General features: G+C 70.5%; 12 protein-coding genes. 3 read left to right on the forward strand and 9 right to left on the reverse strand.

Annotated elements, in window-relative coordinates; all coding sequences use genetic code 11:
- Window positions 1–86 precede the first annotated feature (86 nt).
- Entirely contained in the window at window positions 87–1364 is a 1278-nt protein-coding gene (locus OG718_RS12695; protein ID WP_328844171.1) for a M14 family metallopeptidase, read from the reverse strand.
- A complete protein-coding gene (locus tag OG718_RS12700; protein ID WP_143634290.1) occupies window positions 1364–3325 on the reverse strand; it encodes a Xaa-Pro dipeptidyl-peptidase in 1962 nt (653 codons plus the stop codon). Before OG718_RS12700 ends, OG718_RS12695 begins: the two co-directional genes overlap by 1 nt.
- Before the next feature lie 217 nt (window positions 3326–3542).
- On the opposite strand from OG718_RS12700, the gene OG718_RS12705 reads away from it, so the two are divergent.
- Window positions 3543–5036, forward strand: a complete 1494-nt coding sequence (locus OG718_RS12705; RefSeq protein ID WP_328844172.1) for a M1 family metallopeptidase — start codon at window positions 3543–3545, stop codon at window positions 5034–5036.
- Window positions 5037–5128: 92 nt separating this feature from the next.
- Here OG718_RS12705 and OG718_RS12710 read toward each other — a convergent pair whose 3' ends face one another.
- Window positions 5129–5608 carry an Appr-1-p processing protein gene (locus OG718_RS12710; protein WP_328844173.1) on the reverse strand — a complete coding sequence of 160 codons (480 nt, stop codon included), beginning with the start codon at window positions 5606–5608 and terminating at the stop codon, window positions 5129–5131.
- A gap of 142 nt (window positions 5609–5750) precedes the next feature.
- Here OG718_RS12710 and OG718_RS12715 point away from each other — a divergent pair, with 142 nt between their 5' ends.
- Window positions 5751–6458 (forward strand): MerR family transcriptional regulator, encoded by a 708-nt coding sequence (locus OG718_RS12715; RefSeq protein ID WP_328844174.1) that lies wholly within the window; start codon window positions 5751–5753, stop codon window positions 6456–6458.
- A gap of 42 nt (window positions 6459–6500) precedes the next feature.
- On the opposite strand, the gene OG718_RS12720 is transcribed toward OG718_RS12715, so the two are convergent.
- Window positions 6501–7226 (reverse strand): SDR family NAD(P)-dependent oxidoreductase, encoded by a 726-nt coding sequence (locus OG718_RS12720; protein WP_143634283.1) that lies wholly within the window; start codon window positions 7224–7226, stop codon window positions 6501–6503.
- Between the two features lie 292 nt (window positions 7227–7518).
- Here OG718_RS12720 and OG718_RS12725 point away from each other — a divergent pair, with 292 nt between their 5' ends.
- A complete protein-coding gene (locus tag OG718_RS12725; RefSeq protein ID WP_443055022.1) occupies window positions 7519–8514 on the forward strand; it encodes an ABC transporter permease in 996 nt (331 codons plus the stop codon).
- Between the two features lie 378 nt (window positions 8515–8892).
- Here the strand turns inward: OG718_RS12725 and OG718_RS12730 are convergent, their stop codons facing one another.
- The 5 genes from OG718_RS12730 to OG718_RS12750 form a co-directional block, all read right to left on the reverse strand.
- On the reverse strand, window positions 8893–9633 hold the full coding sequence (locus tag OG718_RS12730; RefSeq protein ID WP_328844175.1) for a thiamine pyrophosphate-binding protein: 741 nt from the start codon (window positions 9631–9633) through the stop codon (window positions 8893–8895).
- A 394-nt stretch (window positions 9634–10027) separates the two neighbouring features.
- Complete coding sequence (locus OG718_RS12735; protein WP_328844176.1) at window positions 10028–12232, reverse strand: 3-hydroxyacyl-CoA dehydrogenase NAD-binding domain-containing protein; 2205 nt, start codon at window positions 12230–12232, stop codon at window positions 10028–10030.
- Window positions 12233–12272: 40 nt separating this feature from the next.
- Window positions 12273–13487, reverse strand: a complete 1215-nt coding sequence (locus OG718_RS12740; RefSeq protein WP_328844177.1) for an acetyl-CoA C-acetyltransferase — start codon at window positions 13485–13487, stop codon at window positions 12273–12275.
- Between the two features lie 40 nt (window positions 13488–13527).
- On the reverse strand, window positions 13528–14670 hold the full coding sequence (locus tag OG718_RS12745) for an acyl-CoA dehydrogenase family protein (protein ID WP_143634275.1): 1143 nt from the start codon (window positions 14668–14670) through the stop codon (window positions 13528–13530).
- Window positions 14667–15842 (reverse strand): CaiB/BaiF CoA transferase family protein, encoded by a 1176-nt coding sequence (locus tag OG718_RS12750; RefSeq protein ID WP_328844178.1) that lies wholly within the window; start codon window positions 15840–15842, stop codon window positions 14667–14669. The genes OG718_RS12745 and OG718_RS12750 overlap by 4 nt, the downstream gene beginning before the upstream one ends.
- Window positions 15843–15889: the final 47 nt, after the last annotated feature.

Here is a 15889-nt window from a genome sequence, read left to right on the forward strand (position 1 = left end):
GCGGCACCTTCCCCTGTAAAGCGTGGGTAAGCCATTTCCTCGTTATGCCCTACGACCTACCACAGGTGCTACAGATCTCACCCACCTCAGCAGTCGGTGTCGGGCTCCCCGACCGTGAGGTGGTACGGAGCGCGCTCGTCCAGGAGCAGCGGGACGAGGGCGCGCAGGGACTGGCGCAGCGGGACGTGGGCGCCCTCGGCGTCGTGCCGCGTCCTGACCCCGTGCAGGGCGAGTTCGTCCTTGACGTCCGCGTACTGGTCGGCCGTCAGCCGGTAGGCGCAGGGCGGGTCCGCGATGATCTCGGACGGTTCGGCCGGGTCGTTGTCGGCGCCGCCGACGTAGACCGGGCCGGTGTCCCGGTAGCCGGTCAGCCGGGCCGCCGTGGTGGCCGCCTCGACCCGGGTACGCCGTTCGCCCGTGAACTCGAACAGCCCGTCCAGCGCTGCCAGTTGGGAGTGGACGCGGCGCCGGTTGTTGAGTGACTCGTCGGCCTTCTCGGCGTCCGTGAGGGGGTCGACACGGCTCTCGATGAGCAGCCCGACGCCGTGTTTGACGCCGGACATGTTCCGCAGGATCCGCTCCTGTCCGTCGCCCGCGACCTGCCGGATCGGGTCGCCGGTCACGGGGTCGGTCCAGATTCCGTACGTGCCGGTGGAGTACCCCTCCGACTGGGCCGCGGGCCGTACGTACGCCTGTGACAGGGTCTGTCCCTCGTCGTGCACGGCCGCGTCGGTGTTGAGGTTGCGCGGCCAGAGGTCGAAGAGGTCCTTGTCGTAGTACGGGGGTGTGGCCCCGTACTCGTGCAGGTCGTAGATCACGTCGGGCTTGCGGTCGCGGACGAGGGCCGCCATGGCGCGGCCTTCGGCCGTCTGGAGTGCGAGGTGGTCGCGGTTGATGTCGACGCCGTCGCTGTTGCCGCGGGTGTCGGCGGCCCGGCCGTCCGGGTTGGCTGTGGGCACGACGAGCAGCGTGGTGCGATCGAGGAACTTCCGTGTGGCGGAGTCCTTCGCGTACGCGAGGTCGCGGACCGTCGTGAGACAGGCCTCGCGCCCGGACGGTTCGTCGCCGTGCTGGCTGCACACCAGCAGGACGGTGTTGGCCGCGTGGCTGTTGCCGATGCGTACGAGTCGGAGGGGGCGGTCCTGTTTCGTCGTGCCGATCCGGCCGACCGACACGCGGTTGCTCGACTTGTCGACGGCGGCGAGGAAGTCCCGCTCCTCTGGCTGGGTGGTCCAGCGCGCGCCGTCGGTCTGCTCGAATCCGGTACGGGGCGGGGTCTGGGCGGCGTGGGCGGGCACCGTCAGGAGGGGTGCGGTGAGCACCGCCACCGTCAGGGCGAGTATTCCTGTGCGGCGGGGTGTCATCAGTGGGTGCCTCCGGGTACGCGGTGCGTGGTGCGCGGCTCGCCTATGCCGTCGAGGGTGGCGTCGGGGGTGACGTACGAGGATCCCGAGGTGGCGTGCGCGAAGGCGGCGGCGCCTCCGACGAGCGGCACACTGGCCTTCGTGCGCGCGAGGTCCAGGGCGAGGGTCGGCGTGCTGGACGGCGGGTCGATGAGGCCCTCGTCGGTACCGGCGACGATCAGCGCGAGGCGGTGTCCCTTCGGGACGACGTGGTCGCTGGCGTGCAGGTCGAGGGTGATGGTGTAGCGCTTGCCCGGGGTGAGCGGTTCGCCCTTGGCGTCCGAGCGGTGGTTGCCGAGGTCGGCCCAGCCGCGGCTGAACACCGTGTAGTCGACGTCCGCGGTCTTCGCCCGGGTCTCCCTGAAGCAGGAGCTGTCGCCGGTGGTGCTCGGGCCCCAGCAGGTGCGGTCGGTGAGCGTGGTGATGCCCTCGCCCGAGGCGGAGTAGTCGCGGATCGTGTCCGGGCCGAGGTCGACCAGGACCGCGGAGAGATGGGCGGTCGAGGTGGTCGGGGTGGCGGTGACGGTCACCTTGGAGGAGCCGGACAGGCGGACGTCGCGGGTGAGCGGCTTGGTGGTGAAGCCGGCCTTGGCGGACGTGGACCGGTCGATCTGGGCGGCCCAGTCGGTCTCGTCCTGCTGCGGGTCGTCGGTGAAGGTCTCGGTGCCCGATCCGGTACGCAGGCCGAGGGTGCCGACGCCCGCCTGAGCACCCTTGCCCGGGCGCAGGCTCACGGTGTCGGTGGCGCGCGGCGGCCAGACGTTCGAGGTGGCCCACTGGTCGGGGGCGCGCTCGATGTCGGCCATCGGCTCGTCGTCGATGCCGTTGTCGTAGCCGAGGAGTTCGTGGTCGAACCAGCGGTGCAGGGTGTCGGCCCACTCGGCGCGACGGAAGTCGAAGGGGTCGACGTGCCCGGTCTGGGACAGCCAGATCTTGCGGTCGACGCCGTTCTCGGCGAGGCCGTCCCACCACTGGCCGAAGTGCTTGGGGCGCACGTTGAGGTCCTGCATGCCGTGGATGACGAAGACGCTGGCGTCGACCTTGCGGACGTCCTTCACGTAGTCGCGTTCGGTCCAGAACTTCGTCCAGTCGCCGGTGCGTGGGGCCCCGTCGACGATCTTCTGCTGGACGGCGGCGCACCTGGTGCGGGCGTCGGGGCTCTCGACGTAGTCGGACAGCCACTCGGGGCCGGAGTCGTAGAGGGGGGCGCCCTTGGCGAAGTAGTAGTCGTACCAGGAGGAGATGGCGGCGATGGGGACGATCGTCTCCAGGCCCTCGACTCCGGTGGCGGCGACGCCGTTGGCGATCGTGCCGTCGTAACTCTTGCCGATCATGCCGGTCTTGCCGTTGGTCCAGCCGGCCTTGGCCTTCGTGGTCCCCGTGCGGGAGGTGTAGCCCTTGGCCCGGCCGTTCAGCCAGTCGACGACGGCCTTCGCGGACTGGACGTCGGAGCGGCCGCCGACGTCGACGCAGCCGTCGGAGCGGTTGGTCCCGGCGAGGTCGACGCCGACGAAGGCGTAGCCGCGCGGCACGAAGTAGTTGTCGTAGTAGAGCGGCATCTGGACGACGTCGCCGTTCGCGTCGTACGTCTTCAGCTGGCTCTCGTTGCCGCGCCCGCAGCAGGAGTAGTACGGGCTGGCATCCATGATCACGGGTATCTTGCGGCCCTGCTGGGCGGGTTCGCGCGGGCGGACTATGTCGACCGCGACGCGGTCGGTCTTCCCGTCGCTGTCGCCGTCCAGTCTGGTGTCCACCCAGACGGATTCGCGGATCGCGTTCTCGTACGAGTAGACGGGGGCGCTCTCCCGCGGGGCGCTGTGGGCGGTGACCGGGGTGAGGAGCGTGGCCATCAGGGCGGCTGTGGCCGCCGTCGCGAGCGATCTCCAGTTGGTGAAGCGCTTGTAGCGCGCAGGTGTCCGCATGCGCGGAAGGTACTCCGGTCAACTCCTGTGCAAAAGAGGGCCGATTGAGGTGTGCGGAGGTTCGGCCGGTGGTGTGGCTTGAAAGGTGCGTGGGGCGGGGTCGCTCATGTCGGCCGGATGGCGATCCTGTGACAGGAGCGGTCATGGACAGGGTTGGGCCCACAGGGAATGAATAGGCTCCGAACAGACTTCGTGCCCCTACGACTTGGAGCTTGACGTGCACCGCAGACTCATCGCCCCGGGCGCACTCGCGGCCTCCCTCCTGCTGGCGATCCCGGCATCGGCGGCCAGTTACTCGCCTGGAGCTCCGGGCATCGGCGACCCCTACTACCCGGCCTACGGCAACGGCGGATACGACGTCTCCCACTACGACCTCCGGCTCCAGTACCAGCCGGAGACGGACAAGTTGGAGGGCACCGCGACCCTCCTGGCGAGGACCACGCAGGATCTCTCGCGCTTCAATCTGGACTTCCTGCTCGACGTGAGCGAGGTTCGGGTCAACGGCACGAAGGCCTCGTTCACCACCTCGGGCGAGCACGAGCTGGAGATCACGCCGAAGAACCCGCTGCCCAAGGACACGGCCGTCACGGTCGTGGTGCGCTACAGCGGGGTGCCGTCCTCGAAGAAGGCGTACGGGTTCACCAGTTGGCACCGCACTCCGGACGGCGGGGTCGGGGCGAACGAGCCCGAGGCGGCCTGGTGGTGGTTCCCCAGCAACGACCATCCGCTGGACAAGGCCACGTACGACGTGTCGGTCGCCGTGCCCGACGGTTCGCAGGCGATCTCCAACGGCACGCTCCAGTCGGTGAGTTCACGGGCCGGCTGGACGCGCTACAGCTGGCGGTCCAACAAGCCGCAGGCCACGTATCTCGCCACGCTCGCGGTCGGGAAGTTCGACCTCACGACCGGGACGTCGGAGAGCGGCATCCCGATCGTCAACGCGTACAGCAAGGATCTGGGCGACAACTACGGGGCGGCGCGCGCGAGTATCGAGCGGACCGGGGAGGTCGCGGACTGGCTGTCCGAGTACTTCGGGCCTTATCCGTTCAACGCTTTGGGTGGTTACGTCCCCAACACCGACACCGGGTACGCGCTTGAGACTCAGACCCGGCCGTTCTACAGCCCGCGGCAGTTCGCGAGCGGGACGAACGTGTCCGTGGTCGTGCACGAACTCGCCCACCAGTGGTACGGCGACTACGTGTCCGTGACCGGGTGGAAGGACATCTGGATCAACGAGGGCTTCGCCCGGTACGCGCAGTGGCTGTGGTCGGAGCACGAGGGCGAGGGGACGGCGCAGGAGATCGCGGACTACGTGTACGCGTCGCGGGCCGCCGACGATCCGTTCTGGACCGTCAAGCCCGGGGATCCCGGGCCGGAGAACCAGTTCCACATCGCCGTGTACGACCGTGGGGCGCTGGCGTTGCAGGCGCTGCGCAACGAGATCGGGGACGAGGCGTTCTTCGCCGTCCTGAAGGGCTGGCCGAAGAAGTACGGGCACGGGAACGCGACGGTCGGTGACTTCGTGAAGTACGCGGAGGAGGTGTCGGGGCAGCCGCTCGCCTCGCTGTTCGACACGTGGCTGTACCAGGCGGCCAAGCCGGGGGCGCCGGCGGCGCGGGCTGTTTCCATCGCGCCCCGGTCGCAGGAGGTGCCTGTGCGGCCCAAGTCGTGGAAGAAGATCGCGGCGACGAACTCCGTTCACGAGGGGTAGCGCTCCGCGGGGGGTGCGGGTGCGTTGATGTGAGTGGCCTGGTGCGGGTTGTATCGGGCTGGTCGCGCAGTTCCCCGCGCCCCTTTCGGGGCTCAGTCGGCGTGGTCGTACACCGATACCTGGATGCCTCTCGTTGTGAGTCGCTCGGTTATCAGTGGCTCCACTCGTGACCACTTCCCGCCCGCCAGTCCGCAGCCGATGCGGGGCATGTGGACGGACGCGTCGAGTTCGAGAGCCTTGTCGGCCAGCAGGGCGAGGGCCGTGTCGATCGCCTCGTACCGGACGGGGACGCCTTTGCTGCCGGTCTTCGTTCCCCGCTGGCCGATCATGTTGGCCACCCACATATATCGGTCGACCTTGACGAGCTGGGTCGCGCCCAGGGCGAAGTCGTTGCCCGCACGCTCGCGGTGCCAGCGGCGGTAGGCCGCCTCCGGCTCCGGCCAGCGGTTCGACAGGGCGAGGACGAAGCCCTTGCCCCAGCCCCCGATGTCGTTGCAGACATGGGCGATCAGCTTGACGCCCTTGCCCAGTGGGGTGGTGGCGTCGCCCCGGACGTACGTGATCTCCGACATGACGCCACCGTACGGACCGCCACTGACAATCCGGCGGCTCCCCAAGGCGCCGGCTCCTCGTGGGAGCTTTCACAACGCAGGTGAGACAGCAATACTGTTGCACCGCACCCGTGAGGCAGATGTGGTACCCGAAGGAGCGGTCATGGCTACGGACGTCGAGGAGCCGACGCTCACGGTTGACGAGCTGGCCGCGCGGGCGGGGGTGACGGTGCGGACCGTGCGGTTCTACAGCACGAGGGGGCTGCTGCCGCCGCCCGTGATCGGGCCGCGCCGGGTGGGGCACTACGGCCAGGAGCATCTGTCCCGGCTCGCGCTCATCGAGGAGCTGCAGCACCAGGGGATGACGCTGGCCGCGATCGAGCGCTATCTGCAGCAGCTGCCGGAGGGGCTCAGCGCCCATGACCTGGCCATCCACCGGGCCGTGGTGGCCTCCTGGGCACCGGACTCGGCGGAGGAGGTGAGCCGCGTGGAGCTGGAGCGCCGGGCGGGGCGGCCGCTGAGCGCGGAGGACCTGGACCGGCTCGTCGCGATGAGCGTAGTCAGGGAGGCGGCCGCTCCGGACACGTACCGCGTGGACCTCGGGCTGCTGCGGCTCGGCGTCCAGCTGCTCGACGTACCGATCGCGCACGAGACGATCCTCGCCGCGCGCACGGTCCTGTTGAAGCACACGCGCGCCGCGGCCCACGAGTTGTCCCTGCTGTTCCGGGACGAGGTGTCCGAGCGTGAGTCCGTCGAGGCGGTGAAGGACCTGTCCGCGCACATGCAACCGCTCGTGGTGCAGGCACTGTTGACGACCTTTCAGCGTTCGCTGAAGGAGGAGCTGCGGGAGTGGCTCACCGAGGAGTCCTGAGCAGCCGCCCCCTGCTGGGCCTCACACCTACGCCGCCGACCCTCACAAGTACGCCGACCCGCCTGCCACGTTGAGCGTCTGGCCCGTGAGGAATCCGCTGCCCTCGTCGACGACGTACAGCAGTGTGGAGACCAGGTCGGACGGTTCCTGGGTTCTGGGGACGGCCTGTTGGGCGCGGACGTGCTCGAAGCCGCCGCCGGCGCCGACCGTGCGCTCGGCGGTCGCGGTGCGGACCATGCTCGGCGCGATCGCGTTGACCGTGATGTCGTACGGGCCGAGCGCCGAGGCGAGCGCCCGCGTGAAGCCGATCAGGCCTGCCTTCGAGGCGGTGTACGCCACCATCGTGGGCGGCGCGGTGAGGACGGCGGCGGAGGCGATGTTCACGATGCGCCCCCAGCCCGCCGCCTTCAGGTAAGGCAGAACCGCTCGGGCCATCAGGAACGGGGCCTCCAGGTTGACGCGCATGACCCGCCGCCACTCCTCGGGCGTGATGTCCTCGAAAGGCGACTCCGGGTACACGCCCGCGTTGTTGACCAGGACGTGCAGCGTGCCGAACTGTTCCAGCACGCGCTCAAGAGCCCCGTGGACCTGCGCCTCGTCGGTGACGTCGGCGATCAACTCCACGTAGTCCAGGATGCGTTCGGCCGTCCGGGCCTGCGGGACGAGGTCGAGTCCGGCGACTCGGTAGCCTCGTCCGGCGAGCGCGACGGCGAACTCCTGCCCGAGGCCCTGTGCCGCTCCCGTCACCAGCGCGGTCCGCGTCTCCATGCGGTGAGTGTGATGACCCGTCAGGCGGTGGGCAAGGGGGCGTTTCCGGTCTTCGGAACGCGGTGGTCGGGTCCGGCGGGGGCTCCCTGCGACCGGCGGCCCTCCGAGTCGCCCCGACCACCACCGGCCACTGTTCCATTCGCTGGAACGGCCGTGTTGCCGCGCGCGCCCGGCGGGCCGACGCTGCGGGGCGACCCCCAGCCGCCAGCGTTCGGGAGCCGTGCCCGATGACCGAGACCGACCGTGCCGTGGACGACGCCGAGCGCGCCCGCGAACAGGGCGGCGGCGGACGGTGGTTCAGGCTGTCGCCGGTCGGCTGCGGGCGGGCCGCCCCGGGAACGGACGACGGCGGCTGCCCGACGAACTCGGCGTCCTGGTAGTCCTCGCACTGCTCGTCGCCGGCATCGGCATCCCGTACCCGGACTTCCTCGACAGCGACAACCTGCTCTCCACGGCGCACAACTCCGTCTACATCTCGCTGACGGCGTGCGGCATGGTCTTCGCGCTCGCCATGCGCGAGGTCGACCTGTCGGTGGGCGGCAGCTATGCGATGTGCCTGGTCGTCGGGGCCCTGCTCGTACGGGAGGGTGTCGCGCCCTGGCTGGCGGTGCCGGCGGTGCTGCTCACCGGAATCGCGCTCGGGGTCTTCAACGCACTGGTCACCACGCTGCTCGCGCTGCCGTCGTTCATCGTCACGCTCGGCACGCTGATGCTGTTCCGGGGTGTCGGGCTGGCGCTCGCCGACGGGAAGCAGATCATCGATCTGCCGCTGGACGACTCGTTCTTCACGCTCGCGGGCGGTGACGCGGCCGGAGTGCCCTTCGCGCTCTGGGTGTTGCTCGCGGTCGTGGTCGTTCTCGCGGTGCTGCTCGCCCGCACCCGGTTCGGGGCTCGGGTGCGGGCGATCGGGTCCAATCCCGACGCGGCCTCGTTCAGCGGTATCCCGGTCGTCCGTACGCGTGTTCAGGCCCTCGCGCTGTCCGGTCTCACCACGGCCTGCGCGGCGGTCCTCGCGCTTGCGTACTACGGCGCCGGCGACCCCACGCTCGGCCAGGGCTACGAGTTGCAGGCCATCGCCGCGTGCATCATCGGCGGGACCCCGCTCGCGGGCGCCCGTGGCTCGGTGGTCGGGGCGGTGGCCGGCGCGATGATCCTTTCCGTCGTCGCCTCCGGGCTCGTGTTCTTCGAAGTACCCATCAACTGGACGTCGTTCGCGACCGGCGGGGTGATCCTCGTCGCGGTCGCGGCCGACAGCGCGCTGCGTCGCGGCGGACGTCGACGGCATTGAAGTGTTCGGGGTTCGAAGTGTTCAGCGTTCTGTTCAGAGCCGCTATGGAGGCCGTCATGCACCCCCGATTGCGTACGCTGTCCGCCGCGCTCGGCGCGCTGGTCCTCCTCTCCGCCACCGGCTGCGGCAGTGACGACGGCCCCGGCGGCTCGGGCGGCGGCAAGCTCGACATGGGCATCGCGGTGGCCAACATCAGCCTGAACTTCGCCCACGAGATGGTGCTGGGCGCCGAGAGCGCCGCGGACCACGCGGGGGACGTGAACTTCAAGGCCGTCGGGCCGCCCAACACGGACGGGCCCGCCGAGGTGCAGCTCTTCCAGAACCTCACGGCGCGCGCCAAGGACGGCATCGTCCTGGAGAACCTCGACCCGCCGATCTTCACCCGGCCCGCCGCGCGCGCCGTCGACGCGGTGGCAGCATCCCGGCGTACAGGGGGTGGGTGGTCGGGAAGTCGAGGTGGTCCGCCATCGGCTGGTGGTGCACGGGCGCTCCGCATGTCTCGGCGGTCCGGACGAGCGCGGCCATCGCGTCCTCGCGGCCCACCCCGTCCCCGGCGACGATCACCGGCCGGGTGGCGGCTCCGAGCAGGACGGCGGCCCGGTCGAGGCCCCCGCCGGGGGTGGGCCTGGGCGGCGGTGTACGGGCCGGGACGTCGACCTCCGTGTCCTCAGTCAGCAGGTCCATGGGTACGGACAGGAACACGGGTCCGGCGGGCGGCCGTACGGCGAGTGCGAAGGCGCGGCGCAGCGCGAGCGGGAGGTCGCGGGCGTGCTGGATGTCGTAGGTCGCCTTCACGGCGGGCGCGGCGAGGGCGACGAGGTCCCCGGAGAGCATGGGGTCCTGTTGGAGGTGGCGGCGGTCCTGCTGGCCGGCCATGACGACCAGCGGGGTGCGTGAGCGGCGGGCGTTGAGCAGGCCGATGAGTCCGTTGGCCAGGCCCGCGGCGATGTGGAGGCTGACGAAGGCGGGGCGGCCGGTGGCGCGGGCGTATCCGTCGGCCATGGAGACGACCGCGCCCTCGTGGACGCCGAGGACGTACTCGGGTGCTTCTTCCGTGTCCACGAGGGCTGCCAGGAAAGGCAGTTCGGTGGTGCCGGGGTTGCCGAAGACGCGGTCCACGCCCTCGCCGCCGCAGGATGTCGAGCAGGGCGGGGGCGGGGCGGCGGCCCATCGTTGGCTCCTCGCGGGGACGGGGACCTGGGTTCGCCGGTCAGCGTCGGGGTCGCGGGGGCGGGGGGCAAGGGGGGCGTGTCGCTCAGCGGTACGGTCGGTCGGGGCACGGGGTTTTTCGCCCCCGCCGCCCCTACCCATTCCCGTCACTTACTCGGGGGCTTCGCCCCCGAACCCCCAAAAGACTGCGCAGTTCCCCGCGCCCCTTTTAGGGGCGCGGGGAACTGCGCGACCAGCCACAACGCACCCGCACCCTGAATCGCACCCCACGGGGTCTGGGGCGGAGCCCCAGGGGACGGGAATGGGTAGGGGCGGCGGGGGCGAGAACCCCCGGCGCCGAACCTCACGCGTCCGCGAACCGCTCCCCCTTCTCCGCCTTCTCCACGAGCAGCGCCGGAGGCGTGAACCGCTCCCCGTAGCGCTCGGCGAGTTCACGGGCGCGCGCCACAAATCCAGGGAGGCCGGTGCCTGCCCCGGCCTCGCCCTCGTACCCGTTGATGTACTGCAGGACGCCCCCCGTCCAGCCGGGGAAGCCGATCCCGAAGATGGAGCCGATGTTGGCGTCGGCGACGGACGTCAGGACGCCCTCCTCCACGAGCCGGACGGTGTCCAGCGCCTCGGAGAACAGCATGCGCTCCTGCATGTCCCGGAAGGGAATCTCGGCTCCCGCGCGCGTGAAGTGCTCGCGCAGTCCGGGCCACAGTCCGGCCCGCCTGCCGTCCTCCCCGTACTCGTAGAAGCCCGCGCCGCCGCTGCGCCCGGGGCGGCCGAACTCGTCGACCATGCGGTCGATGACCGTGTCCGCGGGGTGTTCCGTCCAGGTGCCGCCCGCCTCCTCGACGGCCCGCTTCGACTCGGCGCGGATCTTGCGGGGCAGGGTGAGGGTCAGCTCGTCCATCAGGGAGAGGACCTTGGCGGGGTAGCCGGCCTGGGCGGCGGCCTGCTCGACGGAGGCGGGCTCGATGCCCTCGCCGACCATCGCCACGCCCTCGTTGATGAAGTGACCGATGACGCGGGAGGTGAAGAAGCCCCGCGAGTCGTTGACGACGATCGGGGTCTTCCTGATCTGCCGTACGAGGTCGAAGGCGCGGGCGAGTGCCTCGTCACCGGTGCGTTCGCCCTTGATGATCTCGACGAGCGGCATCTTGTCGACGGGTGAGAAGAAGTGCAGTCCGACGAAGTCGACCTGTCGCTCGACGCCTTCGGCGAGCGCGGTGATCGGCAGGGTGGAGGTGTTGGAGCAGAGCAGCGCGTCCGGTTCGACGATGTGCTGGATTTCCTGGAACACCTTGTGCTTGAGCGCGGAGTCCTCGAAGACGGCCTCGATGACGGCGTCGCAGCCCGCCACGTCCTGCGGGTCGGCGGTCGGTGTGATGCGGGCCAGCAGCGCGTCCGCCTTCTCCTGGGTCGTACGGCCCCGGGAGACGGCCTTGGCGCAGAGCTTCTCGGAGTAGCCCTTGCCCTTCGCTGCTGCCTCGGCGGAGACGTCCTTGAGGACGACGTCGATGCCCGCGCGGGCGCAGGAGTACGCGATGCCCGCGCCCATCATCCCGGCGCCCAGGACGGCGACCCTGCGGACCGGGCGGGGCTCGATGCCCTTGGGCCGGTTGGCTCCGGAGTTGACGGCCTGGAGGTCGAAGAAGAAGGCCTGGATCATGTTCTTGGAGGTCTGGCCGGCGGCCAGCTCCACGAAGTAGCGCGCCTCGATGACCTGCGCGGTCTCGAAGTCGACCTGCGAGCCCTCGACGGCGGCCGCGAGGATGTTGCGCGGCGCCGGGTAGGGCGCGCCGTTCGTCTGCTTGCGCAGGTTGGCCGGGAAGGCGGGCAGGTTGGCCGCGAACTTCGGGTTGGACGGGGTGCCGCCCGGGATGCGGTAGCCGGGCTTGTCCCAGGGCTGGCGCGACTCGGGGTTGGCGTCGATGAAGGCACGGGCCTTGTCGAGCATCTCCTCGCGGGTGGCCGCCACTTCGTGGACGAGGCCGTTCTCCAGGGCGCGCTGCGGGCTGTACTGGGTGCCCTGGAGGAGCACCTTCAGGAGCGCGTCGGCGATGCCCAGGAGGCGTACGGTCCTGACGACGCCGCCGCCTCCTGGCAGCAGGCCGAGCGTGACCTCGGGGCAGCCGATCTTGGAGCCGGGCGCGTCGAGGGCGACGCGGTGGTGGCAGGCCAGCGCGATCTCGAAGCCGCCGCCCAGGGCCGCGCCGTTCATGGCGGCGACGACGGGCTTGCCGAGCGTCTCGATGCGGCGGAGGTCGCGCTTGATGGCGAGGCCGCCGTCGAGGAGCTGCTGGGCGGTCTCGGGGGTGACGCGGATGAGGTCGCGCAGGTCGCCGCCCGCGAAGAAGGTCTTCTTGGCGGAGGTGAAGACGATGCCGCGGATGGAGTCGGGGTCGGCCTGGACCGCTGTCTCCAGGCGGTCGGTGATCGCGGTGAGCGAGTCGCGGAACGCCTGGTTCATGGTGTTCGCGGACTGGTCGGGGTCGTCGAGGACCAGGGTGACGATGCCGGTCTCGTCCTGTTCCCAGCGGATGGTGGTGCTCTCGGTCATGAGGGGGTTCTCCGTAGAAGTCCGTTGGTCCACTGGGGAGTCAGATGCGCTCGACGATCGTGGCGATGCCCATGCCGCCGCCCACGCAGAGGGTGGCGAGGCCGAACCGCTTGTCCTGGCGCTCCAGTTCGTCGACGAGCGTGCCGAGGATCATGGCGCCGGTGGCGCCGAGCGGGTGGCCCAGCGCGATCGCGCCGCCGTTGACGTTGACCTTGTCCAGGGACAGGCCCATGTCCTTCACGAAGCGCAGGACGACCGCGGCGAAGGCCTCGTTGATCTCGACGAGATCGATGTCGTCGATGGTGAGCCCGGCCTTGGCGAGCGCCTTGCGGGTGGCGGGAGCGGGCCCGGTCAGCATGATGGTCGGCTCGGAGCCGGAGACGGCCGCGGAGACGATCCGCGCGCGCGGGGTGATGCCGTACCGCTCGCCGACCTCCTTCGAGCCGACGGCGACCAGCGAGGCGCCGTCCACGATGCCGGAGGAGTTGCCCGCGTGGTGGACGTGGTCGATCTTCTCCACCCAGTGGTACTTCTGCAGCGCCACCGCGTCGAAGCCGCCCAGGTCGCCGATGTCCGCGAACGACGCCTTGAGCCTGGCGAGGGAGTCGGCGGTGGTGCCGGGGCGCAGGTGCTCGTCGTGGTCGAGGACGACGAGTCCGTTGCGGTCCTTCACGGGGACGACGGACCTCTCGAAGCGGCCGTCCTTCCAGGCCGCGGCGGCGCGCTCCTGGGACAGTTCCGCGTACTCGTCGACGTCCCGACGGGAGAAGCCCTCGATGGTGGCGATGAGGTCGGCGCCGATGCCCTGCGGGACGAAGTTGGTGGCGAGGTTGGTCATCGGGTCGGCGAACCAGGCGCCGCCGTCGGAGGCCATCGGCACGCGGGACATCGACTCGACGCCGCCCGCGAGCACCAGGTCCTCCCACCCCGAACGGACCTTCATCGCGGCGAGGTTGACGGCTTCCAGGCCCGACGCACAGAAGCGGTTCTCCTGGACTCCGGCCACCGTGTCGGGCAGTCCGGCTGCGATGGCGGAGATCCGGGCGATGTCGGAGCCCTGGTCGCCGACGGGTCCGACGACACCGAGCACGATGTCGTCGATGGCGGCCGGGTCGAGTCCCGGGAAGCGGGCCCGGATCTCGTGGATGAGTCCGACGACCAGGTCGACGGGCTTGGTGCCGTGCAGGGCGCCGTTCGCCTTGCCGCGGCCGCGCGGGGTGCGGATCGCGTCGTACACGTACGCTTCGGTGGTCACGCGTGAGCCTTTCAAGGAGAGCCCGCGAGGGCCGGGAGGGTCAGCCGAGCAGGGAGCGGCCGATGATCTCCTTCATGATCTCGGTCGTCCCGCCGTAGATGGTCTGGATGCGGCCGTCGGTGAAGGCCCTGGCGACGCGGTACTCCGTCATGTAGCCGTAGCCTCCGTGCAGTTGGAGACAGCGGTCCGCGACGCGCTTCTGCAGCTCGGTGGCCCACCACTTGGCCATCGAGGCGTGCACCGCGTCGAGTTCGGCGTCCGTGTGGTCGGCTATGCAGCGGTCGACGAACGTCCTGGTGACGGCGCACTCGGTGGCCATCTCGGCTATCTCGAAGCGGATGTGCTGGAGCCGGGACAGCGGTCGTCCGAAGGCCTCGCGCTCCTTGACGTACTCGGTGGTGATCTCCAGCAGGTACTCGGCGGCGGCGATCCCGGCGACCGCGATGTTCAGCCGCTCCTGCGCGAGGTTCGTCATCAGGTGCACGAAGGCGCCGTTGAGCTCGCCGAGGAGGTTCTCCTTGGGGACGCGTACGTCGTGGAAGAACAACTCGGCGGTGTCCTGGGCCTTCTGCCCGATCTTGTCGAGGTTGCGGCCGCGCTCGAAGCCCTCCATACCGCGCTCGACGACGAGCAGGGAGAGGCCCTTCGCGCCTCCCTCGGGGGTCGTCTTCGCGACGACGATCACCAGGTCGGCCAGGATCCCGTTCGAGATGAAGGTCTTGGAGCCGTTGAGCAGCCAGTGGTCGCCCCGGTCCTCGGCGCGCGTCTTGATGCCCTGGAGGTCCGACCCGGCGCCGGGCTCGGTCATGGCGATGGCGGTGATCAGTGAGCCGTCGCAGAAGCCGGGCAGCCAGCGCCGCTTCTGCTCCTCGGTGGCGAGGCCCGTCAGATACGGCCCGATGATGTCGTTGTGCAGCCCGAGCGCGAGCCCGGCGGCCCCCGCGCGCGTGAACTCCTCGGCGAGTACGGCGCTGTAGCGGAAGTCGGCGTTGCCCCCGCCCCCGTGCTCCTCCGGAACGGCGAGTCCGAGCAGCCCCTGCTTTCCGGCGGCCAGCCAGGCGTCACGCGAGACGATGCCGTCCTTCTCCCACTGCTCGTAGTGCGGCAGCACCTCCTTGGCGAGGAAGGTCCGGACGGTCTCGCGGAACGCGTCGTGCTCGGGCGCGAAGATCTGCCGCTTCATTCGGTGCTGCCCTTCGGTTCGCTGTTGCCCTCCGGCCCGGCGCTGCCCTTCAGGAGGTCCGGTACGTCCCAGTCGCGGGCCACGTCCGCGGTGTTGGTGCCCGGCAGCGCGGGCCCGCTGCGGACGGCGGTGGGGGTGGCGGAGAAGCGGGGCGCGGGCGCGGGCTGGGTGATGCCGCCGTGGTCGGTGAAGGTGCCGCGGGCGGCGAGATGCGGATGGTACGGGGCCTCGCGGAGCGACAGCACCGGCGCCACACAGGCGTCGGAGCCCTCGAAGACCGCGGTCCACTCGTCCCTCGTACGGGTCTTGAAGCGGGCCGCGACAGCCTCGCGGAGGTCGCCCCAGCGGGACAGGTCCTTGCGCGCCGAGACGTACTCCCCCAGGCCGAGCAGCCGCACGAACTCCTCGTAGAACTGCCCCTCCAGCGCGCCCACCGCCATGTACTGGCCGTCGGCCGTCTCGTACGTCCCGTAGTACGGGCAGCCGCCGTCGAGGAGGTTGGCGCCCCGCCGGTCCTGCCAGCCGCCGGCGGCGAGCATGCCGTGGATCATCGAGGCGAGGTGGGCGGTGCCGTCCACGATCGCCGCGTCCACGACCTGGCCCGCGCCGGTCGCGCGGGCGTGGTGGAGGGCGGCGAGGACGCCGACGACGAGGTAGAGCGAGCCGCCCGCGTAGTCCCCGACGAGGTTCGCGGGGACGGCCGGGGGCTCGCCCGGTGCGCCGATCATGCCGAGGGTGCCGGTCAGCGCGATGTAGGCGATGTCGTGGCCCGCGCGCGGGGCGAGCGGGCCCTCCTGGCCCCAGCCGGTCATCCGTCCGTAGACGAGCTTCGGGTTGCGGGCGTGGCAGGCCTCGGGGCCGACGCCGAGGCGCTCGGCGACACCCGGACGGTAGCCCTCGATGAGTATGTCGGCGCGGTCGGCCAGGTCGAGGACGCGGTCCGCGCCGTCGGGTGCCTTCAGGTCGACGATCACCGAGCGCTTGTTGCGGTTGGTGATGTCGTAGTCGGGGTTGATCGCGAGTCCCACGCCGTTAGGCCGGTCCACGCGGACGACGTCCGCGCCCAGGTCGGCAAGGAGCATGGCGGCGAACGGACCGGGCCCGATGCCCGCCAGCTCGACCACGCGCACGCCGGCGAGCGGGCCGTGCACTGCCGTTCCTGCCGCTGCCATCAAGCCCCCAGCACTGTGACACACCTGATGTAACATCAGTGATGTTA

It is taken from the genome of Streptomyces sp. NBC_00258 (assembly GCF_036182465.1).
Classification (GTDB): domain Bacteria; phylum Actinomycetota; class Actinomycetes; order Streptomycetales; family Streptomycetaceae; genus Streptomyces.

Excerpts from the sequence above, each read along its gene's own strand:
- OG718_RS12695 (WP_328844171.1), bottom strand. The coding sequence starts at position 1,364 with ATGACACCCCGCCGCACAGGAATACTCGCCCTGACGGTGGCGGTGCTC.
- OG718_RS12700 (WP_143634290.1), bottom strand. The coding sequence starts at position 3,325 with ATGCGGACACCTGCGCGCTACAAGCGCTTCACCAACTGGAGATCGCTC.
- OG718_RS12710 (WP_328844173.1), bottom strand. The coding sequence starts at position 5,608 with ATGTCGGAGATCACGTACGTCCGGGGCGACGCCACCACCCCACTGGGC.
- OG718_RS12715 (WP_328844174.1), top strand. The coding sequence starts at position 5,751 with ATGGCTACGGACGTCGAGGAGCCGACGCTCACGGTTGACGAGCTGGCC.
- OG718_RS12720 (WP_143634283.1), bottom strand. The coding sequence starts at position 7,226 with ATGGAGACGCGGACCGCGCTGGTGACGGGAGCGGCACAGGGCCTCGGG.
- OG718_RS12735 (WP_328844176.1), bottom strand. The coding sequence starts at position 12,232 with ATGACCGAGAGCACCACCATCCGCTGGGAACAGGACGAGACCGGCATC.
- OG718_RS12745 (WP_143634275.1), bottom strand. The coding sequence starts at position 14,670 with ATGAAGCGGCAGATCTTCGCGCCCGAGCACGACGCGTTCCGCGAGACC.
- OG718_RS12750 (WP_328844178.1), bottom strand. The coding sequence starts at position 15,842 with ATGGCAGCGGCAGGAACGGCAGTGCACGGCCCGCTCGCCGGCGTGCGC.